This window comes from Metabacillus sp. FJAT-52054, assembly GCF_037201815.1.
Taxonomy (GTDB): domain Bacteria; phylum Bacillota; class Bacilli; order Bacillales; family Bacillaceae; genus Metabacillus_B; species Metabacillus_B sediminis.
This window is the reverse complement of sequence record NZ_CP147407.1, coordinates 1,645,555-1,670,151: the sequence shown is the minus strand read 5'-3', so window position 1 is coordinate 1,670,151 and position 24,597 is coordinate 1,645,555. Positions and strand designations below refer to the sequence as shown.

Genomic DNA, 24,597 nt, shown 5'->3' with positions numbered 1-24,597 from the left:
CCTCTAACGGAGATTGGCACCCATTGTTGCGTCTATTATAACAGGAAAACGACCCATATCAGCTTATGGGCCGTTTTTGCCTTCAAGTTCATATTCTTAAATTTTAATTTCTACCTTAGCTGTTTTCTTAAGCTCTTCTACCTTTTTTCCAAGTGCTTCGTTTTGCTTTTGCTGGGTCAGCTGCTGCTGGATTTGCGGTTTAACTTCCTCAAGCTTAGGCGGTTTTTGTCCGCCTTGTCCGCCCTGCTGTGCAAACTGGTTATAATATTCTTCAATCTCTTTGTCCGTTACTTTAGGGGCAGGAATTTCTTTTGATACATACTGGTTCATTTTAATGCTTTGAGCCACTTGCTCATTAAGCTGCTTTTCGTCCATTCCCTGCATCTTAAGTGCTTCCTGGAACTTTTTATCATCATTATTGTATTGTTTTTTAATTTCATCTATCTGCTTCTTTACTTCATCAGCAGATGCTTTGTAGCCTTTTTTATCAGCTTCCTGCATCAGGATATTCTGACCGACCAGCGTATTAACGGTCTGATCTTTAACTTGCTTTTCCGCTTCTTTTGAAGTTGGATCCTGGCCCATTTGCTGCATTTGCATTTGAGTGGAAGACAGAACACTATTGTAGTCGCTTCCTGTTATTGCCTTACCGTTCACTGTAGCGACTGTTTTCTTTTCATCTACTTTTTGAGCTTCCATTTTCTTCTGCATTTCTTCCATTTGCTTTTGCTGTTCTTTTTGGCTTGGCTGATCTGCTTTAGCCTGTTCTTCTGTTTTCTTAGGTTCTTCCTTTTTTGCCTGGTCCTGGGCTCCGCATGCCGCCAAAACCATACTCATTAATCCTATGGTGAGAGGATACATTATTTTTTTCATCTTTTCTCCTCCTGCTGCGATAATATTTGAAAATAGCTTCATTTCGCATTGTATCGAACAGGCAATGAAAAAGAAACCATTTCCGTCCAAATGTTATCTCTTTGAAACGTTCTGTAATCTTGTAACAGTTTGCATGACAGAATAAGAGGCGGAATACATATTCCCGGCTCTGCCTTTTAGTTCCTATTGTTCAAGTGAAGGACGGTGGGAATATCTGCCGGCGCCCATTCCAATTCATTAAGCGCCTCCACAGCCGTCCATCTTAATTCTGCATGCTCCTTCGCTTCAGGATTCCCTGAAACAATGGATGCATGATAGGTTAATAAATTCACAATAACCTTGTCGTATTCGTGTAAAACATCCACAATTTTTTCTTTTACATGTATTCTGCACCCAAGCTCTTCTTCTATTTCACGAACAAGACTTTCTTCCGGGCTTTCCCCATCTTCAATTTTCCCGCCAGGAAACTCCCAATAGTCAGGCAGTGACATTTCAGGAGAACGCAGAGCGCATAGAATTTGGTTTTGATCATTATGTATGACCGCTCCAACGACTTTTACGGTTTTTTTCATTAAGAACTACCACCTTCATTATTTTTTCTATTGAACACCTGTAAATATGAAAAATTTAAGTAATGGGCAGTCCGGCAAGGATTTCCCGAAATTCTTTGGTCCGGTTTTCCTTTCATTTTATCATAATCTGTTTCTTTCAAATCGATGTATTCTATGAATGGTTAAGAGAAATCCTGTCTTGAATTCACATGAAAAGGCCGCCATATTCTCAATGGCTGCCTTCCTGCTTTTCTTCAATGAAAATCTTATAAAGCTGCCGGGGCCGGCCTTTTGTTTTCAGCTTTTCTTCCCCTGCCGCTGCTGCAATGCCTGCTTCTGTCCATTGCAGCAAGATCCGATGGGCCGTTCGTATTGTAACATTTAAAATGGAAGACATGTCCTGGGCTGTGTAAAATTCTTTTTCTGTACGATGCATTTTAGCGAGCATCCGCTCCAGATGGACGGCTGACATCCCTGCTCTTTTCGCTCTGTTTATCATTTCAGCATCGGAAGAGGAAAGCTGATACACCAGAGGACTTGCCATCTCAATTGGTCCAACTGCACTTTTATCCTCCCGTACAATAAAACATTGATTCATTCCAAACTCTGATGCCTGTCTTAAAGCAATTCTCGAATGCTCACCAGCCTCGCTTGCCGTATACCCAAAGCCAATCCCCATTGAGAGCATCCTTTCGTACTTTTGTTTAGCTTCTTCAAGAATCGGAATAAATTTATAGCCTTCTGTTACACGTTCAAATACTCCTCGTGTTGTGACAAAAACATAATGCTCTCCCCCTAAATAAGTAAGATGACCCTCAAGGCTTTCTGCATAGTCCAAAATGTCAGCGTGGAGCTTAAGCTTTTCACGCTGATAATCGTGCTCTGATGAAGCACCTTCCCTAAAACGTTTGAAATCACTAATTCGAATCGTGCCGATCACAATTTGGGCTTCAAGGCTTTTTCTTTTTTCCGAAGAGAGCAATGCACGCTCCAGTGCTACCACAATGTCTCCCTTTGTAGGTGTAACCCACTCTGCATGGATTCCTGCCATTTCAAGCTCCTCGGCAACTGACTTAATCCCTGTCAAAACCCCGGTGCACAATCCTGAATCTACATTATTTTTGTGTGTTTCAGCATTCGGGAGGTCTATCACTTTAATGATACTTGATGTTTCATCAAGTTCATGAAGCACAGACTCCACCTGTTGAGAGGATAAAGTATCAATTGATAGCTTTGACAGATCACCTGTTTTATTTTTCAACCTGTGCAGCGAGCGATATAGACCTGAGCCTTTTAAAGGAATATAGTGAACTGGCAAATTAAATTTATATTCCTTGAATGCTTGCAGATACGGTTTTTTTCCAGAGAATAAAAGAATGTCTGTTTTCTCCATCAGTTCAGCTGCAAAAAGAGAAGCATCCTCGACCCGGTCAGACAGTCTAAATATAGGCTTCAGGGAAGGGAAGTCTTTTATCGCTTTTCTAATATTCTCACCGACTTCATGCGGACCGATAATGCCAATGATTATTGGCTGTTTCAAATCTCTTTCCCCCTACTTAGCCGTAGTCCATTCGTTCAGCTGAGAATGAACGAATCGATCGTCATTTAAATGAGGATAGCTGATATAGACCCGGCTGATTTCTTCTGATTGTCCCGGACTTAGCTGTTCGGATTCATTCAGGCACCAGTTTCCCTTCAGTAATCCCTGTCGTTTCAAAACCTCATTAATTCCAGCAATACATCCACTGAATTGATGGGCAGGATCAAAGAACGCGGCATTTGCATCCGTGATTTGTGTTCCCAGAGCAAATAGGTCTTTAAATCCATCACCCGTTCGCCTTGCAATTTTGACTCTCTCAAGAAGCCCAACTGCCTGTTTTGTCCATACTGCCCAATGTCCGAGTAAGCCTCCGGCCACTTCCTTCTCTACGATTTGCCCATCTATATTGAAACGAAACAAGGTAAGCAGATCTGTCACAATACTGTCATCATTTCCGGTATAAAGAGCAATGTCTTTACACCTGCTTGAATGACAAACAGCACGTGCTACATCAAGTGTTTGATATCTGTTAAAGGGAGCCATTTTTATTGCTGCCACTCCGGGAATCTCAGCCATTTCTCTCCAGAATTCGTATGAAAATACACGTCCCCCTACTGAAGGCTGCAGATAGAATCCGAATACAGGAAGAATTTCGCTAATTTGTCTAGTCCTCTCAATCAATTCTATTTCCGATTGATGAATCAGTCCCCCGTTGCTTACAAGGGCAAGATCGTAGCCAAGGCTCTTCGCTAGCTCCGCTTCATGCAAAGCCTGCTCTATAGGACCGCAAACACCAGCAATTTTCAAAAAAGGCCGGCTGATTGTTTCTGCTTCTTCAGCTGCCATCCGAAGAACTGGCTCAAGCAAATTGATACCAGGTTCACGGATTTCAAATTGAGTTGTATGAACTCCTACAGCGATTCCCCCTGCTCCGCTGGCCATATAATAGCGGGTAAGGGCACGCTGGCGTTCTTCGTCAAGCTTCCGGTCAGCTGTTAACGCAAGTGGATGAGCCGGAATAACCGTTCCTTCCCTTAATAATGTCCATTTTGCCTGATCCAAATTAATAGGCCCCCTGACGTTCCTGAAAATGAGTAGGTTTATTGATCGTTTCACCATTTGACATCACCCATTCCGCAGTCCAATCGATCATTTGCAGCAGCGTCACACTTGGATAACCGAATAGCTGATGAGCTTTAGAAGCATTGCTGATTAAAGCGGTCGTTTGTTCTTCCCCTATAAAAAGCGGCTTTTCATTAAATCTTTTCCCAAACTCCCCGGCAAGCCAGCGGATGCTGACCGTTTCCGGACCAGTCACATTAAGAATACGCGGGGGTGACTGACAGATGGATAAAGAACGGATTGCCATTTCGTTGGCATCCCCCTGCCATATTACATTAACCTGTCCCATCGTCACATCGATGGCTTTCCCGGATTTCACCGCTTTTGCTATTTCGAGTAAGACCCCATAACGCAGATCAATTGCATAATTCAAGCGAAAATGCACCATTGGAATCCCATATTGGTGGGAAAAATAAGTAAAAATCCGTTCTCTTCCCAGACTTGATTGCGCATATTCACCAATAGGTCCCGGATCATGTTCCTCTGTAGGTCCGCCTTTAAAAATTTCTGTAAGCGGATAAACATTTCCTGTTGAAAAGGAAACAATTCTTGAATTCCTATAGTGCTCGGCGATCCTGCCAGGCAAATAAGTATTCATAGCCCATGTAAAATGCTCATTCCCTTTCGTCCCAAATTTATTGCCCGCCATATAAATCACATTTTCTGAGAAGGGCAATCCCTTTAGCTGCTCATCCTTCAAAAGATCAGCCGAAATTGTTTCCACTCCGTTCTTTTCAAGATCTGCTCTAACTTCACTCCCGGAAAAGCGGGATACAGCAATGACCCGCTGCTTGCCTCCTCCGTCTTTGATTGCGTTTTTTGCAAGTTTAGCAAGCGTTGGCCCCATCTTTCCTCCTGCCCCTAGGATGATTACGTCCCCCTTCATTTTTTTCATTTCCTGCACGAGAGCGCCGGATGGACTTGTCATTCTCTCCTCAAGCTGCTGAATGGTTTTCATAGGTTTCCCTCCTCAAAATTCACAAAATTTTCTGATTTATATACAGTTTACTATTTAGAGACATGTCTTTAATAGGTCTTTAATTCCAATATTCAATACTGGAATAGAGCATAAAAAAAACTGACCCAAAAGCCAGTCAATTCTTATCTCTTTTGACTGTTCGCTTCTGAGAGCAGTTTTTTTACAGTATTCAGTTTCGACCGGTAATGAATGATATTGGCATCCATTTGTTCTTTAAGGTGTTCAATAGAGTCGGTCGATGTCAAATGGCTGTCAGGATAATCAGAATCAAACATCGCATTAAGAATCCTCGTAGCTTCGGTAGCGGATACTTCTGCTTTTTCCACTTCGAGCTGAAGTCTTGAAAGCTCTTGATCTTTTTTCTTCATCCTATCCTCTCCAGGACCTTAAGGGATTTATTCATTTCCTGTTTGAGTTCAAGTCCGATTTTCTTTAATTCTCTCTCTGTATGCTCGAGGTCTAATGCTGCCTTTTTTAATTGTATGGAAAAACGAGTATCAGCAAGGTCAGTTTTTTGAAAAATTAAACTTGTTTCCGGAAAGATATTTAGAAATTCCCCAACCTTGTCTGTTTTATAGAGAAGTACAGCAGCCTCCGCCGTCATTGGACTGCTTTGATTATTCGTTTCACCAATCATATCTGCCCCTCCTCCATTACAGCCTGCGGCGATTTTAATCTGCTGATTATCAATGTGTATTTATAGATACGATACCCTGTTTAATCAATAGGTCAAACAGGCTTTTTTAAGCTATTTTCAGTTTTGTTTGATATTTTTTTATTAAATGCCAATAACATCACACCTTCTGCAATAAAGCCAACGGCACCTATCAAGCCCAGGATTCGATTAGGGATCCACTCTAAAAGCATGCCTGCTCCAAACATAGAAATCCCTAAAATGGTGTTAGATAGTGTTGCAAGCAAGCCGAAAATGAGCCCCTGATGCATTTTCGGACATTCCTTCATAACCATGGAGTCAAAGCAGGTATTCCCAATGCCTGAAGCAAATCCCATCATGATGAATAAGATAACAGCTGCAGCAGCGGATGCAGTACTGCTTAATAACCCAAGAAAAATTCCTTCTGCTATAAGGGCGCCCAATCCAATCTCAATATGGCGGCAATAGATCCGGGGACTCACGAGAAAGCTGAGCATAAGCCCTGCTCCGAGTGATCCGTAGAAGAGTCCTACACCAAACTCTCCAAGCCTATATTCCTGAATAGCGTAAACACTGATTAGTACATTATCGATCCCATTAAATAAAGGAATCGTTATTTCAAAGAGAAAAATGACTGATAAAACCGGGGACGTGTATAGGAGCGTTCTAATCAGGCTTAAAGGTTTCATAGAAGATAAAGGAGTGCTCTTTCCCTCCCCCTTCGCACTGTATGTGCAAGGCAGTCTGCTATTCAGCAGACCAGCTGCCAGAAAAGAGAGTCCGTTAAACCAAAAGGTCAGATCTGGGCCGAATAAGAATGTGACAGCTCCACCTGTTAAAGATCCTGCGATCAAAACCAATCCAAGCATAACCTGTTCCAGGGCATTCACCTTATTCAAATTTTGTTCATTCACTAAAAACGGAATAATCGATCTTCGGGACGGAGCATATACCGCCTCTCCGGCCGCCAGGAAGAATGAGCTTACATAAGCTAGCCAAATCATGGATGGAGTATCAATGAACACGAATGAAACAGCAAAAATAATTCTTGAAAAATCAGCAGCCATCAAGATCGTTCTCTTTGAAAACCTGTCCGCCAGGAATCCTCCAATTGGTCCAAACAACAAAAACGGCAATAGCCTGATAGCCATCGCAATGCCGACCGCCAATCCTGAACCCGTTAAATACAGCAAAAGAGACAGAAGCGCAACCTGGCTGAACCGATCACCAATTCCATTTACGAGCCCGGCATAAAAGAGCTTGGAATAATTCCTTTCCTCTTCTAAAAGCTGAAAAACACTCATAAAATTTGCTCCCGACAATCAATTTAGATATGCATCTAATTAGATGATAATAAAAACAGTTCGGTATAGCAACAGTTTTTAAAAAAATCAGCTGATCGTTATTTCCCTGCTGACACGTTCAGCATCATGTTTAATTTCATCGAACTCAACTGACAGTGCTAGAATTTTGCAGGATTGCAGCCACCCCTATTTTCTCAAGTACAGCTTCAACCAGCACATCAGCAGCACAAAAAAGACCTGCTGACGATCAGCAGGTCTTCATAAGTTTTATCGGGAACACAAATCATCGTACTGGTCTTTGTAAGAGTCTGGAAGCTGCTCCAGAATACTGCATATTCTTTTCTTTGAGCTAAAATCAACTTGTATCAGAAGGGGATCATGATCACTTGCTCGGCCTTGCTGTTCCATGAAAGAGGAGTTAATGTGAACAATATCCGCTTTAGTCGTTGCAGCAAGGTGCTTAGAAACCAGGATGTGATCTAACACTTGAGAATTCCCTTGATACGTATAAGAATATCTTTCTTCAGGTTTGATTTTTTCTACCATGTTGCTAAGTTCAGATCCTTTTAAAATCTCGAACGTTTTTGAGAACTCAAAATCATTAAAGTCTCCAAGAGCAATTACGCTGGCTTGCGGATCCTTCTTTTTAATATCTTTAACGAAAGAATTCACAATTCCCGCAATTTGATGCCGTTGAGCTTCACTCTTTAGCAGCGGCGGCTGATTTTTACCGAACAGCGGCTCATCTCCGCCTTTTGAGTTGAAATGATTAGCAATGACGATGACATTTTCACCGCCGAATTTAAATTGTGCTGCAAGCGGTTTTCTGCTTGATTCGAATGCTTTGTTCATAGGATTAATACGTCCAGGATTTAATGTAAGTTTTCCTTTTTCATATCCAACAGCCTGCGTAGCTGTACCCTTTGTTCCAGGTGCCAGGGTAACACGTTTTTTGTTATAGAGAAAACCTACACGAATGTTTCCTCCCGGCTGTCCGCCATCTTTTTTATCTTCGGGAGCAATATCTGTAAAAGCGTATTCCGGACCGCCAAGAGCTTTAATTTTATCAATAAGCATTTTGAAGCTTTCGTCAGCTGCTGTCGTTCCTGTATCTGCTGGTCCATCATTATCCTGCATTTCAGTTAATCCCACAATGTCAGGATTCTTTAGGTTTTTAACAATTGCTTGTGCTAACTTAGTTACTTTTTCATCACTGTCCGCCGGAGAGAAATTTTCTACATTATAGGAAGCAACAGTAAGTTCATCTTTTTTGCTTTTAATAGAAGTCGTTTCTCTTTCCGTTTTACCAGAAATAAATTTAGGAAGGTCACTGCTTGGGCTTAACATTTTGTAGTTGCTGAAACCGTAGCTCATCACCCCATTTATCGTTCCCTCAAAATAATCTCCAGTTTTAGCAAGGAACGATTCATCATTGATGTCAATATGAAGGCGTTCAGGATTAAAATCTGTTTTTTCTGCCCGAAGCCCGCCGCTTTTCGTATTTGTTTTCACATTTCCCGGCACAACGACAAGTTCACCATAGTTTTGAGGAGCCACCACTTTAGGATTTTCAACGGCTACTCTCATTCCCTCAAGACTTTCGTAAAAATCAATACCGTCTTCATCCGGATCGAAGGCTGCAAATTGATCGTTGTCAATGACTTCTGCAGGTGCGACGCGGTCTTTACCGATTACAACCGGTTCCGGCAAAGCGCTTCCTGAGGAAACTTTTGTGATTGCAGAGGCATTGATTTCTGTCACAGCTAAATCCGTTTGAAGCTTTTCGCTGTAGCCTTCCAATACCCACTCTTTTACCTGTCCGCTTGCCTTAACTACGTCTCCGGCTTTTAACCCATGGGACTTTTTGTAAACAAGAATTCCCTCTGATGTATTTTTATTATCATCCGGCTTCAAATCCTGCATGTAAAAATTACTGCTGTCTGCAACATGCGTGACAATTCCTTCCACATCGGCTACGGTTTGTCCGTTAAAAGGAGATGTATGGCTCTCACTCTGTATATCATGAATTCTTACCGCATCTTTTTGAATTTTATAGTCAAATTCTGCTGCTTCACTGGAATTCAATCCAGTTTTCATAGCGATTGCTTTCACAACCGTATCTTTCTCAATCTTGATTGCTTCAGTGTATTTTGCGGATTGATCGGTCGGCTGGCTGCCGTCCAATGTGTAATGAATCGCTGCTCCCTGTGTTTCTGTTGAGAGCGTTACTTCAGTGCCTTTTTTCACAAAACCGGATGCAGGGTTCGCAGTAACTGGACGAACAGCTGAAGCATCCTCTATAATATCCTCTGCACTTCTTGGAACAAGCTTGTATTCGTTAAAATTATAATCAATCACTCCAGTAATCGAATCATAAGACTTCCCGGATTCTAACAGAGAGCTGTCAGCAGGCTTGATGACAAATTTACCTATAGAGTCCGAGGCAGCAATGTTTCCATTGCTATCTTTTGTACCAGCAGATATATTCTTTATTGTTACAATTTCTCCCTCTGTTTCCTCATTCAAATCCTGTGAAGAAATAATCTGCGGAGCTGGAACGCCAGCATTTGCCTGTACAATCTCTACCGATTCAAGATTAGCCGGTTCAAGCTGCGGCATTCCGAAATAATCATTAACAGGCCCAGCAGCTTTGATTTTATCTCCAACCTTCACTTTCGAATCCAAACTTGCTGCTCTTACAACAAGTCCGGCAGTAGCATCTTGAATGAACACATTGTTTTTGCCGCCTGCTGTAAATATAGCGGTTACCGTTCCAATAACGGATGCAGATGTACCTTTAGGCAGTACACGCGCACTTGCAATGGTCTTTTCTTCAGCTCCGGGAGGTACACTGGTGTCATCAGAAAATACCATGCTGCTGGCATTTTTTATTCCTGGCATTCCATTATAAGCAAGAAGTTCGCCTGTTACTTGAATCTTTTTTCCAATGTTTGCTGGATTGGTTTGAAGACCAAACTTTGCCCGGAAGCTTGCTGGCAGCTGGACAGAGACCATTTTGTTTACATCTTTCTCTGTGCTGCTGTCCGCAATCGCAACATTGTAATCGTTACCAAAAGGCGGGTCATATTTTACTGATTTTGCACCTGTTGTGTGAGCTACAATATACCCCTCAACAGCCGCTGTCTGACCATTGTTGTTGGCGATGGCATCTGCTACGGTTAAGGTATCTGCTGCTTTGGAGACACTTATAGAACCCGGTGCAAGCAAACTTAAAATCATTGCAAATACGATTGTTAATTGAACGAACCACTTCGAATTCCTTTTCATTATTTATCCTCCTTTGGTAAAATCCTCGTAAAAAATATATATCAATGTTCCTGGTTTTTCTATGTGATTCTTGTAAATTTTACACGCTTCAGTGTAAATAAAATGACGATTTGATTAATCACGCCTATGAATATCTATACAAAATTAGATCTTTTGATATATTTTTTTCTAATTCAGATTCAATTTTCCTTAGCCATTTATCTTGAATTTCAAAATTCGACAAATCCTGATAAAGGATGTTTCCATCTATCCTTCCAAAGAAATTCCTGTATAAGAAAGGATGCATGAGCCTTTTTTCCATAGATCATGTGAACCAGTTCTAAAGTAATGTTTTTTCCTTCTATTAAATTTACATTCATTTTATTGAATATTGCTTGCATTTATCATATAAACTCGTCTTTCCAATTTCTAATAGCTTTGCAGCTTCCACTTTATTTCCCTCCGTCTTTTTTATAGCATTTATAATAGCTAATTTCTCCGCCTGCAAAACAGTCTCTCTTAAAGGAATTATTTGAAAGGGCTGTTCAGGAAAAAAGGAGGAATCAGGAGGGGAAGAGGACACTGGTCTTTCTTCTCCTCTTAAATAAAGCGGCAAATGCTTCGGCAAAATAATGGGTCCATCCAGCACATTCACTGCGCGCTCCAGAACGTTTTCCAGTTCACGGATGTTACCTGGCCAGCTATGCTGTTCGAGATAGCGGGTTGCCTCTTCGGAAAGCTCGAGACCTTGACGGTGAAACTTTCCTTCCAGCTTTCTGAGCAGAACGGCACTGACAGGCGCTATGTCCTCTCTTCTCTCCCTTAATGATGGAATATCAATTTTTATTACATTAAGGCGGTAATAGAGATCCTGGCGAAACAATCCCTTTTCGACCATTTCTTCCAGGTTCCGGTGCGTGGCTGCAATGATGCGCACATCAATCCTGACAGGTGCTCTTCCTCCAATTCTTTCAATCTCTTTCTCCTGAAGCACCCTTAATAATTTACTTTGCATTTGCAGAGGGAGATCCCCTATTTCATCCAGAAAAATCGTGCCTTTATTCGCAAGCTCAAACTTCCCTTTCTTTCCTCCCTTTTTGGCACCTGTAAAAGAACCCTCTTCATATCCGAAAATTTCAGATTCAAATAAATGCTCTGGAATTGAAGCGCAGTTCAATCTCATAAACGGTGCATATCTTCTTCCGCTTGAATGATGGATAGCATGGGCAAATAATTCTTTACCGGTTCCTGATTCACCGAGCAGAAGAACAGCTGAATGACTGTCCGAAACTCGCTCTGCAAGAATCTTTGCTTCTCTAAACTTCCCGCTCTCTCCAATCAGATCCCCAAAATGATATTTACTATGAAGTTCTTTTTCAAATCGATTTTTATAATAGTTCAGCTCTTCCATTAACGGCTGCAGCTTCCTTGAGTAGTCCAGCCACTCCTTGGGATTCCGGAACATCACGGTCCCCACTGCTCCCACAAGTTCCCCTCCAACAAAAAGGGGATAACGATTAGCCACCATTTCACTTCCATTAATCGGATGGATTGATGCAACTTCAGCCTTCCCGGATTTTGCGACAATCTGCATCCTGGAATTTTCAATTATATCCTGGACAGGTTTTCCAATCGATTCCTCCGCTGATACATGAAGGAATTCGCAGTATGCATTGTTTATGTAAAGAATGATTCCGTTATGATCCACTACGACTGTGCATTCCGCAGCCAGATTGATTACTTCTTCAAGCCATTCCGATGGGATCAGTTCGATAAGTCCCTTCATATTCTGCCCCTCCATTTGTTAACGCTTTCAATATATTGAATCTATCATACTTACAGAAGCCTGGGGAAATCAATAAAAACAGCTAATAAAATCTCTTCCCATTTTGTTTCAAATTTTTCTGCTGCTAAAATAAAATGGTGCTATACTATTTCAGTAACAGATAGCACCTGTTACTAGTTTCTCAGTTTGAAAGGAAGGATTTTCACTTTTGAAAAAAATCATCCAATATTTGCTTGCTGCCATTCTTCTAATCGCCGCTTTCTCATTACTCAGCACGACTCCTTTGGCATCCGCTATTACCCAATACAGCAGCGCATCTGTTCAAGGTGAAAAGCTCAAAAAAGCAACAGAGCATTTTAATTCACTTATCGCTGCAGGTGATCTTAATTTAATAAACGCAAACTATGATTCCTTTACGCTCCAGCTTAAACAGACAGAAGCATTGATAGGGCAGGTCCCTGGCAGACTAAATCGCTCAAATTTGAGTGCCCAATATGTACGGCCGGCTAAAATTGCGAAGGAGCGGACAATTTATGAGGTCTCGCAATATAGGCTGATGAATATGATTGATAACCGCTTCATGCAGGCCAGTCTTGAAAATGCCGGTCCTGATCTTGCAAAATTGTCTCGTCTCGAGGAACGGAGCAGGGCAATTAAAGCCGCAGGAAACTATCAGCTATTAAGTGTCAAAACCACTCAAACTTTAATTGAGAAGCGAATTCAGCTAGAAAATGACTATTCAAAACTGAAAAAAACCTTCAATGCCAATGAACCAGCTTTCCTTTTTCCTAAACTCACAGAACTTAAAACAAATTGGGCTGTACTAAGTGAAGGAGAAAAGAAAGAATTTATCCGCAAGGATCCCTGGACTCTTGCCGGGAACACAAAATACTTAGGGTATCTTCCTAAACATTTAGGATTTCTTTATCATTTGACAGGTGAGCAGGATTATAAAAAAATGGTTCAGGATATGCTGCCTTTATATGAAAGGTACTATTTTAAAAAGGGCCGGTTTCAATCTCCAGAATATCAAAATACAGGCTGGTGGTACCGCGATCAGTTTGCGAGAGATGGCCGAGGTTTGCTGGAAGCCTATCAATATACGCAGCTGCCTGAAGTATTAAGATTCGTTGACAGCCAGGCAGAAAAATGGATACAGCAGGTCCCGCGCGGCAGAAATCTTGGATTTACAGTATTTCCATATGGAATATCAGATAAAGGTGAAACAGGCCCGCTGGAAATTAATCCGAATCAAAATTTACAGGTAGCATCCCTGTTTTCTGAATTATACTGGGAGCCAAAATCCAGATTTTATCAAAGTCCGCTGGCAAAGGACATTGTTATGAATGAGGTTGGAGCTGTTCTTGCTTTGCAAAAGAAAAATGGATCCCTTCCTTTGACTCAAAACCTTCCTCTTGTGGAAGATACGAATTACGGCGGTTATTCAGGCAATATGCTCTACCAGCTCGCACAGGTCTGGGGCAATGAAAAATGGATGAAAGCTGACGTGGAAATTGGAAAGTGGCTTTATAATGAATACACCATGGAACATCCGTGGAACACTCCGGCTGACGCCCCTAATTATGCAATAGACCGGATTGGCAGCTTTAATCTCATCAGCCGTGTTCAGCCGTTTTACGCAGCAGGAATACCTGATGAAAAAGTGCAAGCATGGATTCAATTTTCTGAGACGCGTTTTCCAAATGAAAAATTGTATCTAATGGAGAGATGGTACATCTCCCAATCTGTTCCCAGAGACTATTTAGATAAAAATATCACACGAAAAAACCAGCTGCCTCCTAAACTCTACACGGAAGCAGCGGATCGAACCGTTTCCGCGAGAATGATAGCAGAAGAGATAACAGATGTTAAAATAACCGTCGTTGATACTGACGATTCATCTGTACCATTCAGTTACTCAGAAATAGAGGATTTGAAAAAGGAGATTCCATTAAAGTCCGGTAAGTATAAGGTCAATTTTGACGTACACGAAGCAAATGGAAGCATTACACAGGCCAGCAAAGAACTTGTCCTTACAGCAGATCATTCAGTCCAGTTGGAGGTCAAGCTATTCGACAGAAACCACCGTTTTTACGAGAAACTTGAGCATTGACTAAAATTTATTCACCATAGAAAAAGGAACTCCATCGACGGAGTTCCTTTTTTTCATTGCACCGTATAGCCGCCATCTAATACAACAGCCTGACCAGTTACTCCTTTTGCCTTTTCACTTGCAAGAAATACGGAATAATCGGCGATTTCCTGGACATCGAGCAGCCTTTTTTGCGGGACAAGCGGATAGATGACTTCTTCAAGCACCTTCTCCAGTTCTACATTTCTCGTTCTAGCGAGATCCGAGAGCTGATTGCGTACAAGAGGTGTATCCACATATCCGGGGCAAATAGCATTAACAGTAATTCCATGCTCTGCGCCTTCAAGAGCGGATACTTTTGTCAGGCCGATTACTCCATGCTTGGCACTGTTGTATGCAGCTTTGCCTGCAAAACCAATCAGCCCATTTATGGATGCCATATTGATGATCCTGCCAAACCTTTGCTTTTTCATAATTGGAAATGCGTGCTTCGTAGCGATGAAAGGAGCTGTCAGCATCACCTTAATCAAAAATTCAAATCGATCTGTCGGAAATTCTTCAATCGGAGAAACATACTGCAGCCCTGCATTATTTATGAGAATATCGAGACGGCCGTACGTTTCCATAACCGTTTCAATGGCTGCAGCAATATGCTCTTCTTTTGTTACATCACACACAGCAGAAATTGCTTCTCCCCCTGCCTCTCTTAATTGACTAGCTGCCTTTTCTGCTGATTCTGCCTTTAAATCAGATACGATTACTGCTGCACCTTGGGAAGCGAATTCTTTCGCAATTTCAAATCCGATCCCGCTCGCTGCACCTGTGATCAGGGCCACTTTCTTTTCTAGTAAGCGTTCCATGCCTGGCTCCTTTTCCATGTGATTTTAGTGGGCCGTCAATAAATTTTGGCTGATGGAAAAAGAGGCTTCTGTTTTTTTCTTCACCTCTTCAATCGAAATCCCTTCCTGAAGTTCCACCAGTTCCATTCTTCCTGAATGGAAATCAAAAACAGCCAAATCTGTAATAAGTCGATGTACGACTTGCTTTCCTGTCAAAGGCAGAGTACATGCGGATTTCACTTTGGACTCGCCATGTTTATTTACATGCTCCATAATGACGATAATTCTTTTGGCACCATTCACCAAATCCATGGCGCCGCCCATTCCTTTAATCATTTTCCCCGGGATCATCCAGTTAGCCAGATCCCCTTCCTCGGATACCTCCATGCCTCCAAGTATGGCCAGATCGATGTGGCCGCCGCGTATCATGGCGAAGGATTCAGCACTATCAAAATAAGAGGAGCCAGGGACGGCCGTTACCGTTTCTTTACCGGCATTAATCAAGTCAGGATCTTCTGCTCCTTCAACAGGATATGGTCCAATTCCGAGAAGTCCATTTTCTGACTGAAGCAAAACATTGTAATCAGCAGGGATTTCATTGGCTACAAGTGTCGGGATGCCAATCCCCAGGTTTACGTTCATGCCGTCTCTGATTTCTTTTACGGCTCTCTTGACCATTTTTTGGCGATTTTCCATCATTGCATTCTGCCTCCCTTTACTGTGCCTGTAGTACGGTTCGCCGCTCGATGCGCTTTTCGTAATTTTCCCCAAGGAGTACGTGCTGGACGTAAATTCCCGGCGTATGGATTTCATCCGGGTCAAGCTCGCCAGCTTCTACAATCTCTTCAACCTCGGCAATGGTAATCTTTCCAGCCATAGCAGCAACAGGATTAAAGTTCCTCGAGGTTTTTCTAAACACGAGATTTCCGAGAGAATCTGCCTTCCATGCTTTAACTAGAGCAAAATCCCCGATGATACCGCGTTCGAGAATATACGTTTTCCCGTCAAACTCCTTATGTTCTTTTCCTTCCGCTACTTTTGTTCCAACACCTGTAGCTGTGTAAAAGCCGGGAATTCCGGCTCCTCCAGCTCGCATTCGTTCAGCCAGTGTTCCTTGAGGAATAAGTTCAACCTCCAGCTCTCCGCTTAAAAACTGGCGTTCGAATATCTTGTTTTCTCCTACATAGGAAGACATCATCTTTTTTATTTGATTATTGGCCAGGAGCAATCCAAGTCCCCAGTCATCCACCCCGCAATTGTTGCTGACGACAGTCAGGTTTTTCACTCCTTTTTCCTGCAAGGCAAGAATGCTTTTTTCAGGAATACCGCATAGACCGAATCCACCAACAATCAATGTTGCGCCATCCTCTATCGGTTCAATCGCTTCTTCAAAAGATGTAAGAATTTTTCCTTTACCCATGAGTTTCCCCTTTCCTGATGCTGTTTGTTAGACTAAACCAGTTAAACTGTAAAGACCGATGATGACAAAAACGGCAAGGGTCTTAATAATCGTGATCGCAAAGATATCTCGATAGGACTGGCGATGTGTTAACCCTGTAACAGCAAGCAAGGTAATAACCGCTCCGTTGTGCGGCAGTGTATCCATACCGCCGGAAGCCATAGAAATGACCCTGTGCATGACCTCAGGCGGAATATTGTACTTTTCAATTGCTTGCAGGTACGTCTCTGACATTGCACTCAGCGCAATTCCCATACCGCCTGATGCAGAACCCGTGATACCTGCTAATGTGGTGGTTGTAACCGCACCGTTCACAAGCGGATCGGTAAATGTGCTGGAAATACCAGAACTAACGGTTTTGAATCCAGGCAAAGCGGAGATCACTCCTCCAAACCCATACTCTGCTCCAGTATTCATGGCTGCAAGAAGGGCTCCGCCAATTCCAGCATTCAGACCTTCCTGAATATTGGATGTAACAGCTTTCCAATTAAATGCAAAGGTCGCAAGAATTCCGATGAGCAAGGCAAGTTCAACAGACCAGATTGCTACAACGGATGAAAGCTCGATTTTTCCGAATGCCTCAAGACCAATGGCCGTAAAATCAAAACCCTCCGGATACCACTTAGGAAAGGAAACCGTGAAAAATTTGTTCATCACGCCAACAAGAATAAGCGGGACAAATGCAAGGATCTGCCTTGCTGTTGAAGGATCTGTATTAGCCGATACTGCGGCGGCTTCTTTTTCAAGAGCAAGATCAGATTCAGATCCAGCAGCCAGCTCAGAAGTAAATCCTGCATAGCCTTCGCCAGCCTTTTCCGCTTTTTTACGGCGGGATTCCAAATAAAGCATACCAAGTGTTAAAACAAAAACAGCTCCAACAATCCCTAGAACAGGTGCTGCATAAATGTCCGTTTTGAAGAAAGTTGTTGGGATAACATTCTGAATCTGAGGTGTTCCCGGAAGTGCATCCATCGTGAAAGTAAATGCGCCAAGTGCAATCGTACCCGGAATAAGACGTTTTGGAATGTCTGCTTGAATGAACAGGTTCTTAGCAAACGGATAGACAGCAAATACAACTACAAACAGGCTGACACCGCTGTAAGTAAGAATTGCCCCCATCAGCACGATGGCAAGAATTGCTCTTTTCGCTCCTACCAGCTTCACGATTGTCTTAGCTATCGTTTCAGCCAAGCCGGACATCTCCACGACTTTTCCAAAAATCGCCCCTAATAAAAAGACCGGGAAATACAGTTTGATAAAACCAACCATCTTTTCCATAAAAATGTTCGAGAAAAATGGCAGGACAAAGCTTGGATCTGTAAGCAATACGGCAAAGAGTGCACAAATCGGAGCAAACAAAATGACTGAAAATCCTCTGTACGCTACAAACATCAGCAAACTTAAAGACAATAAAATAATAACGATTTCCACATATATCCCCCTTTTCCTTCTATGTCGCCGGTTGGAAAGGAAGCGCTTTCAACCAACTTATAAACTATAGTAGCAAGAAGCGTGCCAACCAATCACATTTGGACAACTATTCAAAAAAAGCCATAAACCATAGACAAAGTGCATGATAGTAAATTTTTTTTATAAAGAACCTGCAGAAAATTCCGAAATTCCGGAATAAACACTGCCTTTCTTCCGGAAAAACGGAATTTTCCGTTTTTCCGGAATTTCCATTTCCTTTCTCCTTACCCTCATCAACAATCTGCCATATATATGAGTGCTTACTTGCCTTGCAATAACTTTTGAAATAAAGAAATTCTTTTTAAGAAGTAGGGTTTTCCTTGATTTTTGTCGAATAAGCAGACAGGAAAGGGAGGAGAGCGCCTTAATGATTTTAGAACGAAAGGCTTCCATAAAAATTAGTTTATGATTCTTTTTTATCAAGGACTGGTTTGGTTTGTGCTTTGTTTACTGGCATTTTACGGTATTTCACATTGGATTTGGGAGGATCGGGTAAAGAAAGCTTCTGAATCAATCCGGAAGACATGGTATGTGCTATTCTTGCTGGGAGCTGCCGTATTCTGGACAGCGCACCCTGCATCCTTATTCTCCGATTGGAAAAACTATCTGATTGTCTTTGGAGTTTTTGTTTTAATTGATGCTTTCCTGTTTCTCGGTATGTATATTAAAAAGCTTGGAGTGAACGAACTTGAGCGGCATACGGAGGTATTAGAGGAGAACGCCAGGCTTGTCCAAGAGAACAACCATCGCCTGAAAACTTTTGCAAACCTCCTCCAGCATGTTTCCATCAATCTCTATCAGGGGGGTATTGCGGAATACATGCAGGGGCTGGATGAACTGATTCAATTATTTGCAGAAAAGAATGATTTGACCGCTTCCTTCCATTCGTTTGATACGGATCAGGAAAAGGAGCAGCTACTGGGTGTGATTGAAAGAAAAGGAAGCATTCGTTCCGCACTTGAGCGGAATGAAATTGTCTATCGGCCTGAAGAAAAGACAGCTTTGATCCCGATTGAAATTCAGGGAGTTACATTTGTATTAAAGATTAAAGCTGCTGCTGATGAAGTCAATGAATCAGATTGTCTCCTTTTTCTTTCTTTAATTCATATGTATGATATAATTTATTAAAAGAACCTAAAAGGCGGTGGTTCATAATGAATCCAAAAACCATTGAGCACGACTTCGGGGACAATAGGATGAAACGTGTGAAAAAATCAAGCATTAAAGCACCTTCTGTTACGATGTCACCCCAGACTAAACGCCTGCTTGAAGCCAACAGCAAATTGCTCTCCGAGTATAAGAAAACGCGATTTTCTTCATAATATAGACGCTGGGATTATTTCCTAAGCGTCTTTTTTTATGCTTAAAGCATATAGTGAAATAATGGGTGAGTCCTCCCAACATGGCGCTGACAGCCCTCCAGCCTTTCCTAAAACAAGAAAAAGCGGTGATGATATGCAAAAACGTACAGTTTCTTCCTCTATTAAATCTCCTTGGGTAACCGAATCCCCGGGAACTAAAAACCTGCTGTTAAAAAATAAGGAAGCGTTAAGATTTTTAAACGAACTGAAGAATAAATGGCTGATAGGCAGTTAAATTCTGTTAATGAATTCTCATTCTCTTTCAGGCATTGATTTTTCATCTATCTGCCAGCATAAATAATGTATTATCTATTTATTTTTGCATCGTCACTTTTCTAACGGCTTCTTCAATGGCTTTTTCCTTAATCGAATGAGTGGCTCTTGCATACTTGTTTCTTTTGATGGGATGCTGCGCTACGGCTGAATAGGATTTGCTTTTTTTTGTTACCTTCACCCAAATGGTAAGCATATCATTGTAATTATAGGCCATGGTTTCTGTATGCAAGGCTAACATCTTATTTCCTCCGATATAAAATTAATTGATGTATTTTAAATATCGGTTTTATTCAAAGAAAATTCCATAGACCTAAATCACTGATTTTTCAAAGGTCAAAAGCACAAAAAAATATGGTAAATGCATCCTTTACATACCAAAAGTCCATGCACCCTCTAGCTTAAGTAAGTGAAAAGAACCAAAAAAAGACTCCCGGATCCGGGAGTCTTTCTCATTATTCTTTTATGCTTGCGATTGCCTGATGCAGGCTTGAGAAGGATTGCACTTCAAAGTTCACACCTAACTGAGTCATTGTAATGGCAAGCTCAGGACGAATGCCGCTGATTTTGCTGGTTACTCCTGATATCCTAAGAGCTTCCAGAACCTGGAATATTTGCTGTGCCACCATTGTATCGATAACCGGAACTCCTGAAAGATCAAGAATTAAATACTCCAGTTTAAATTCTGCACTCTTCTCAAGAGCTGTGACCATTAATAGCTGGGCTCTTCTTGTGTCAATGTCTCCAATAACGGGCAGAATTCCAATTCCTTCTTCAATTTTCACTACAGGAATGGAAAGCTCATCTACTGCATGCTGGGCAGAAGAAATTTTTTCATCATGCGCTTTCATATAACAAATGGAAACAAGCTCAACCGATTGGTCTACTACTCTATCAAAAATGGAATAGATTGAATGATATTCATTAATCGTCAGCTCTTGCTTGTTTGCTTCTTCTTTAAGGAGTTCCCCAATATTCTGCTTGGCAGTCCTCATCTCAACAATCGCTGCATCAAGCGGCAAGCCAAGTTCTACCAGCTTGTTCGCAAATTCCTCCCCCCATTTCTTAACTTCATCTGCTGATTTGTCTGATGACAGGGTTAATGAATTTGCATAGATCTCAATTAGTTTCTTCCTCCAGTTCGTCAAATCCTGTTTATTTCCCCTAAATGAAATAAAGCTTTGATCGCTGTATGCCTTCTGAAGGACTAAATCCTTGAAATTATCTAAATTAATATTCGCTGAAGTGGCCACTTGTCTTCCTCCTTGCCGGTATATACAAGTAAAAATCTTCTACTATTTTAACGCAAAATCTTAAAAGATCCAACCCATACATCCAATGTTCCATTATTCCCCAGACTCATTTTTCCAAAAAGTTCGATTTCCCCGGCATTTGGTCATTGTGTTTGAAGGTATCTTCGAAGGTATCTGAAGCAGCAGATAAACCATTAGCAAATCTGTACATGAACCTGCAGCATTTAATAGGATCAGCATTTTCAATTCCGTATTTAGCATCCCATTACTCCCAGCAATAATTGGAACTGCGAGTGAAATCAAGGTATAGGGTGCGGAAAGGAGGATAATTAGCCTGGTTCTGGATAATTTGTTTTCCAAGTATATAAATGCGCCTAGAAAGGACAGACCTGCATATGTACTTGAGGACCTTATAAAAGACGGAACAAGCACAAGGTGCAAAGCCTCATATATCCCTATTATTAACAGGATGCCAGCTAAAAAGGAGACCGATAGCTTACTTGTTAATCCACTATCGCTAATTCCAAATTCTTTAACAGAAAACGGGTCAAACAGATTCATGATGAAAAAGGAAACGATCGTGCCCGCTGCCATAAATGGAAGGGAGGATATAAGAGCAGCTCCAATCGAAGAAGGTTCTTTAAGGGGTTTCCAGCCATCCTGGACTCATTTTTTATGATCATGCTGACTTGACTTCGGCAATCTAAATACAAATTTAATAACTGACCCCTCCTAAGTTTTTCCTTCCTGTATAGTTCTATTTCCTAATCCTTCTTCCTCCCCCCTTTACATTCCTTTTTTACTTCTTAACCAAAAAATACTTTCTTAATTTTCTCAATTTTAATATAATTGCAACTATACCTAAAAGGGATGGAGGATGTATGAATGATTATACAGGCAGAAGACCGCAAAAAAATGATTAGCTGGAGAAGGCATCTTCACATGCATCCAGAGCTTTCCTATCAGGAAACAAAAACGGCTCAATATATCTTTGACGAACTGGAGAATATGAATGGTTTAGAGTTATCCAGGCCAACTTCAACTTCTGTTTTAGCGAGGCTTAATAAAGGGAAAGCGGGAAAAGTTCTAGCAATCAGAGCGGATATCGATGCACTTCCGATAGAGGAAGAAAATGATTTTGAGTTCGCCTCCCAAAACCCGGGAGTTATGCATGCCTGCGGACACGATGGACATACCGCAATGCTTTTAGGAGCAGCAAAAATATTATCTGAGCATAAGGAAAAGCTGTATGGAGAGGTACGGTTCATCTTTCAGCATGCGGAAGAACATCCTCCCGGAGGAGCAGAGGAACTGGTAAAAGCAGGAGTCATGGATGATGTTGATTTCGTGATTGGGACCCATTTATGGTCCCCCCTTGAAACAGGAAAAATCGGAATTGTTTATGGTCCGATGATGGCTGCTCCTGACACATTTAAGGTTCGTGTAATTGGAAATGGAGGACATGCGGGAGTGCCTCATGAAACAGTGGACAGCATCGCGGTATCTGCCCAAATCATTTCCAGCCTGCAGCAGATCGTTTCCAGGGTAACGGATGCTTCCGAACAGCTTGTCCTTTCAGTCACGCAAATTTCGGGAGGAACGGCGGACAATGTGATCCCCGGGTTTGTTGAATTCAGAGGAACCGTTCGAAGTTTCAATGAAGAATTGCGAAACCGAATTCCCGGGCAAATTGAGAGGATTGTTAAAGGGCTTACGGATGCGCATCAGGCTTCTTATGAATTTGATTATTCGTTCGGCTATCGCCCTGTCATTAATGAAGAACACACAACAAAACTTCTTCATGCAGCGGCTGAACACCTATACGGTCAAGAGGCTGTTGAAATCATGAAGCCCAGCATGGTCGGTGAAGATTTTTCTGCTTATCAGCAAAAAGCGCCCGGATGCTTTTTCTTTACAGGGGCAGGGAACCGAGTAAAAGGAATCACCTATCCCCACCATCATTCGAAATTCACCATCGATGAGGATGCACTGGAAATCGGTGTAAGCATGTTTGCTGAAGCAGCCAAGGTTATGCTTTCCGGTAAGGGGGACAAAGAATGAGACCCCTTTATTTGCTGGCATTTCTCCCTGTTATAGGATTTTTTGGCGGTCTCTCATTTGCCAACCGTGTGGAACCATACGTATTAGGACTTCCTTTTTTATTTTTCTGGATTATTTTATGGGTGGCACTGACATCGGTTATTATGGCTGTCATCTACCGATTTGACCCTGCAAACAAGGAGGAGTTGTAATGGTTGTATCACTGCTGATTGTAGGTGCCTTTTTGCTTTTCTCCCTCTTTCTTGGACTCAGAGCAAAACGCGGCAAAGATATGGATTTGGAGCAGTGGACGGTCGGCGGACGGGGATTTGGAACGATGTTCGTATTCTTGCTGATGGCTGGTGAGATTTATACAACGTTCACGTTCCTCGGCGGCAGCGGCTGGGCATATGGCAAAGGCGGACCGGCCCTCTATATTCTTGTTTATGGCACGCTTGCCTATGTTTTATCCTATTGGCTCCTTCCACCAATCTGGATATATGCCAAGGAGAAAAATCTGATGTCTCAATCGGACTTTTTCGTCAGTAAATATAAGAGCCCGATGCTCGGTGTTCTTGTCTCCCTAGTAGGAATAGCTGCGCTCATTCCATACCTGGTTCTGCAGCTGAAGGGTCTTGGAATTATCGTATCAGAAGCTTCCTACGGAGCTATTTCTCCCGTCATCTCCGTTTGGATTGGCTTAATTACCGTAACAGTCTATGTTATGCTGTCAGGTATTCATGGCTCAGCCTGGACTGCCGTCGTGAAGGATCTATTGATTCTCGTCATGGTCGTTTTTCTTGGGATTTACTTGCCCATTCATTATTACGGAGGGTTTCAGCCGATGTTTGAATCCATTGAAGCGGCAAAACCAGGATTCCTTACTCTTCCTGATTCAGGCATGAGCATCAGCTGGTTTATCTCAACAATCGTTCTGACGGTATTTGGATATTACATGTGGCCTCACACTTTCGCATCGGCCTACACGGCTCAAAATGCAAAAGTTTTTAAGAAAAATGCCTTTCTTATGCCCCTATATTCGGTTGTATTGATTTTCGTGCTATTTGTCGGATTTGCAGCGATATTGAAAGTACCCGGCTTAGAAGGTGCAGATAGCGACCTTTCTCTATTCAGACTTTCCATTCAAACGTTTGATCCCTGGATGATTGGCTTGATTGGTGCAGCAGGCCTCCTGACTGCCCTCGTGCCAGGCTCGATGATGCTGATGGCAGCCGCAACTTTATTTGCAAAAAATGTGTACAAGGCTGCTGTTCCTTCTGCTACCGATCAGCAGGTGGCCAAGCTCGCAAAATATCTCGTTCCGGTCATAGCTTTAATTGCCGCTTTTTTCACCTTTAACGGAGGTAATACAATTGTCACGCTTCTTTTAATGGGATACAGCCTGGTCACTCAGTTATTCCCTGCCTTACTGTTCAGTCTGTTCCGCAGCAGATTTGTTACAAAGCAGGGAGCAATGGCAGGAATCATTGCAGGAGTATTCATCGTCGCTTATACAACTCTTGCGGGAACGACTATAGGAGGCTTATTTCCAGTACTTCCACAGGCAGTTAAAGATTTAAATGTAGGAATTGCCGCCTTATTATTCAACTTAGTTTTCATGCTTGGTGTGAGTATCGTGACGCGTTCCAGCGATGTGAATAAAGCTGCCGATGAAGAGCGGACTGCATAATTAGCATAAGAAAACCCGGACCTGTTATGCCAGGTACCGGGTT

23 protein-coding genes are annotated in these 24,597 nt (G+C 42.1%); 7 read left to right on the top strand and 16 right to left on the bottom strand.

Annotated features, from left to right (window positions below; genetic code table 11):
* Window positions 1–96 precede the first annotated feature (96 nt).
* The 10 genes from WCV65_RS08810 to WCV65_RS08765 form a co-directional block, all read right to left on the bottom strand.
* Window positions 97–873 carry a SurA N-terminal domain-containing protein gene (locus WCV65_RS08810; RefSeq protein ID WP_035413421.1) on the bottom strand — a complete coding sequence of 259 codons (777 nt, stop codon included), beginning with the start codon at window positions 871–873 and terminating at the stop codon, window positions 97–99.
* A gap of 176 nt (window positions 874–1,049) precedes the next feature.
* The gene (locus WCV65_RS08805; RefSeq protein ID WP_035413167.1) at window positions 1,050–1,445 is read right to left on the bottom strand and encodes a (deoxy)nucleoside triphosphate pyrophosphohydrolase; all 396 of its coding nucleotides are present in this window, start codon (window positions 1,443–1,445) and stop codon (window positions 1,050–1,052) included.
* 208 nt (window positions 1,446–1,653) lie between these two features.
* Complete coding sequence (locus tag WCV65_RS08800; protein ID WP_338781668.1) at window positions 1,654–2,964, bottom strand: hypothetical protein; 1,311 nt, start codon at window positions 2,962–2,964, stop codon at window positions 1,654–1,656.
* A 12-nt stretch (window positions 2,965–2,976) separates the two neighbouring features.
* Window positions 2,977–4,026 carry a dihydrodipicolinate synthase family protein gene (locus WCV65_RS08795; protein WP_338781667.1) on the bottom strand — a complete coding sequence of 350 codons (1,050 nt, stop codon included), beginning with the start codon at window positions 4,024–4,026 and terminating at the stop codon, window positions 2,977–2,979.
* 1 nt (window position 4,027) lies between these two features.
* Entirely contained in the window at window positions 4,028–5,044 is a 1,017-nt protein-coding gene (locus tag WCV65_RS08790; protein WP_338781666.1) for an NAD(P)-dependent oxidoreductase, read from the bottom strand.
* A 143-nt stretch (window positions 5,045–5,187) separates the two neighbouring features.
* Window positions 5,188–5,433, bottom strand: a complete 246-nt coding sequence (locus tag WCV65_RS08785; protein ID WP_035413176.1) for a hypothetical protein — start codon at window positions 5,431–5,433, stop codon at window positions 5,188–5,190.
* Entirely contained in the window at window positions 5,430–5,702 is a 273-nt protein-coding gene (locus WCV65_RS08780; RefSeq protein ID WP_338781665.1) for a hypothetical protein, read from the bottom strand. Before WCV65_RS08780 ends, WCV65_RS08785 begins: the two co-directional genes overlap by 4 nt.
* Window positions 5,703–5,794: 92 nt before the next feature.
* Window positions 5,795–7,024, bottom strand: coding sequence for an MFS transporter (locus WCV65_RS08775; RefSeq protein WP_338781663.1), 1,230 nt, complete (start codon window positions 7,022–7,024; stop codon window positions 5,795–5,797).
* Window positions 7,025–7,291: 267 nt separating this feature from the next.
* Window positions 7,292–10,312 carry a DUF6359 domain-containing protein gene (locus tag WCV65_RS08770; protein WP_338781661.1) on the bottom strand — a complete coding sequence of 1,007 codons (3,021 nt, stop codon included), beginning with the start codon at window positions 10,310–10,312 and terminating at the stop codon, window positions 7,292–7,294.
* 355 nt (window positions 10,313–10,667) lie between these two features.
* On the bottom strand, window positions 10,668–12,077 hold the full coding sequence (locus tag WCV65_RS08765; protein ID WP_338781660.1) for a sigma 54-interacting transcriptional regulator: 1,410 nt from the start codon (window positions 12,075–12,077) through the stop codon (window positions 10,668–10,670).
* A gap of 208 nt (window positions 12,078–12,285) precedes the next feature.
* Between WCV65_RS08765 and WCV65_RS08760 the strand changes: the two genes are divergently transcribed.
* The gene (locus WCV65_RS08760; RefSeq protein ID WP_338781659.1) at window positions 12,286–14,190 is read left to right on the top strand and encodes a hypothetical protein; all 1,905 of its coding nucleotides are present in this window, start codon (window positions 12,286–12,288) and stop codon (window positions 14,188–14,190) included.
* Between the two features lie 53 nt (window positions 14,191–14,243).
* Here WCV65_RS08760 and WCV65_RS08755 read toward each other — a convergent pair whose 3' ends face one another.
* The 4 genes from WCV65_RS08755 to WCV65_RS08740 are packed head-to-tail and all read right to left on the bottom strand — an operon-like array spanning window position 14,244 to window position 17,898.
* Complete coding sequence (locus tag WCV65_RS08755; RefSeq protein WP_338781658.1) at window positions 14,244–15,029, bottom strand: 3-hydroxybutyrate dehydrogenase; 786 nt, start codon at window positions 15,027–15,029, stop codon at window positions 14,244–14,246.
* Between the two features lie 24 nt (window positions 15,030–15,053).
* Window positions 15,054–15,707 carry a 3-oxoacid CoA-transferase subunit B gene (locus tag WCV65_RS08750; RefSeq protein WP_338781656.1) on the bottom strand — a complete coding sequence of 218 codons (654 nt, stop codon included), beginning with the start codon at window positions 15,705–15,707 and terminating at the stop codon, window positions 15,054–15,056.
* A gap of 16 nt (window positions 15,708–15,723) precedes the next feature.
* Window positions 15,724–16,428, bottom strand: coding sequence for a CoA transferase subunit A (locus WCV65_RS08745; RefSeq protein WP_338781654.1), 705 nt, complete (start codon window positions 16,426–16,428; stop codon window positions 15,724–15,726).
* 27 nt (window positions 16,429–16,455) lie between these two features.
* Window positions 16,456–17,898, bottom strand: a complete 1,443-nt coding sequence (locus tag WCV65_RS08740; protein ID WP_338781652.1) for a GntP family permease — start codon at window positions 17,896–17,898, stop codon at window positions 16,456–16,458.
* 444 nt (window positions 17,899–18,342) lie between these two features.
* On the opposite strand from WCV65_RS08740, the gene WCV65_RS08735 reads away from it, so the two are divergent.
* From WCV65_RS08735 to WCV65_RS08725, 3 genes are read left to right on the top strand one after another with little or no spacing between them, the layout of a single operon-like run.
* Complete coding sequence (locus WCV65_RS08735; RefSeq protein ID WP_338781650.1) at window positions 18,343–19,065, top strand: type II toxin-antitoxin system SpoIISA family toxin; 723 nt, start codon at window positions 18,343–18,345, stop codon at window positions 19,063–19,065.
* A 26-nt stretch (window positions 19,066–19,091) separates the two neighbouring features.
* On the top strand, window positions 19,092–19,259 hold the full coding sequence (locus WCV65_RS08730) for a hypothetical protein (protein WP_156505996.1): 168 nt from the start codon (window positions 19,092–19,094) through the stop codon (window positions 19,257–19,259).
* Window positions 19,260–19,296: 37 nt separating this feature from the next.
* Entirely contained in the window at window positions 19,297–19,533 is a 237-nt protein-coding gene (locus tag WCV65_RS08725) for a hypothetical protein (RefSeq protein ID WP_338781647.1), read from the top strand.
* A gap of 78 nt (window positions 19,534–19,611) precedes the next feature.
* On the opposite strand, the gene WCV65_RS08720 is transcribed toward WCV65_RS08725, so the two are convergent.
* Both WCV65_RS08720 and WCV65_RS08715 read right to left on the bottom strand, forming a co-directional pair.
* Window positions 19,612–19,812, bottom strand: a complete 201-nt coding sequence (locus tag WCV65_RS08720) for a hypothetical protein (RefSeq protein WP_035413203.1) — start codon at window positions 19,810–19,812, stop codon at window positions 19,612–19,614.
* Between the two features lie 214 nt (window positions 19,813–20,026).
* Complete coding sequence (locus WCV65_RS08715; protein WP_338781644.1) at window positions 20,027–20,824, bottom strand: STAS domain-containing protein; 798 nt, start codon at window positions 20,822–20,824, stop codon at window positions 20,027–20,029.
* Window positions 20,825–21,709: 885 nt separating this feature from the next.
* Between WCV65_RS08715 and WCV65_RS08710 the strand changes: the two genes are divergently transcribed.
* The 3 genes from WCV65_RS08710 to WCV65_RS08700 are packed head-to-tail and all read left to right on the top strand — an operon-like array spanning window position 21,710 to window position 24,554.
* Window positions 21,710–22,885, top strand: coding sequence for a M20 family metallopeptidase (locus tag WCV65_RS08710; RefSeq protein WP_338781642.1), 1,176 nt, complete (start codon window positions 21,710–21,712; stop codon window positions 22,883–22,885).
* Window positions 22,882–23,076 (top strand): DUF3311 domain-containing protein, encoded by a 195-nt coding sequence (locus WCV65_RS08705; RefSeq protein ID WP_035413210.1) that lies wholly within the window; start codon window positions 22,882–22,884, stop codon window positions 23,074–23,076. Before WCV65_RS08710 ends, WCV65_RS08705 begins: the two co-directional genes overlap by 4 nt.
* Entirely contained in the window at window positions 23,076–24,554 is a 1,479-nt protein-coding gene (locus tag WCV65_RS08700; protein WP_338781640.1) for a sodium:solute symporter, read from the top strand. The genes WCV65_RS08705 and WCV65_RS08700 overlap by 1 nt, the downstream gene beginning before the upstream one ends.
* Window positions 24,555–24,597 lie beyond the last annotated feature (43 nt).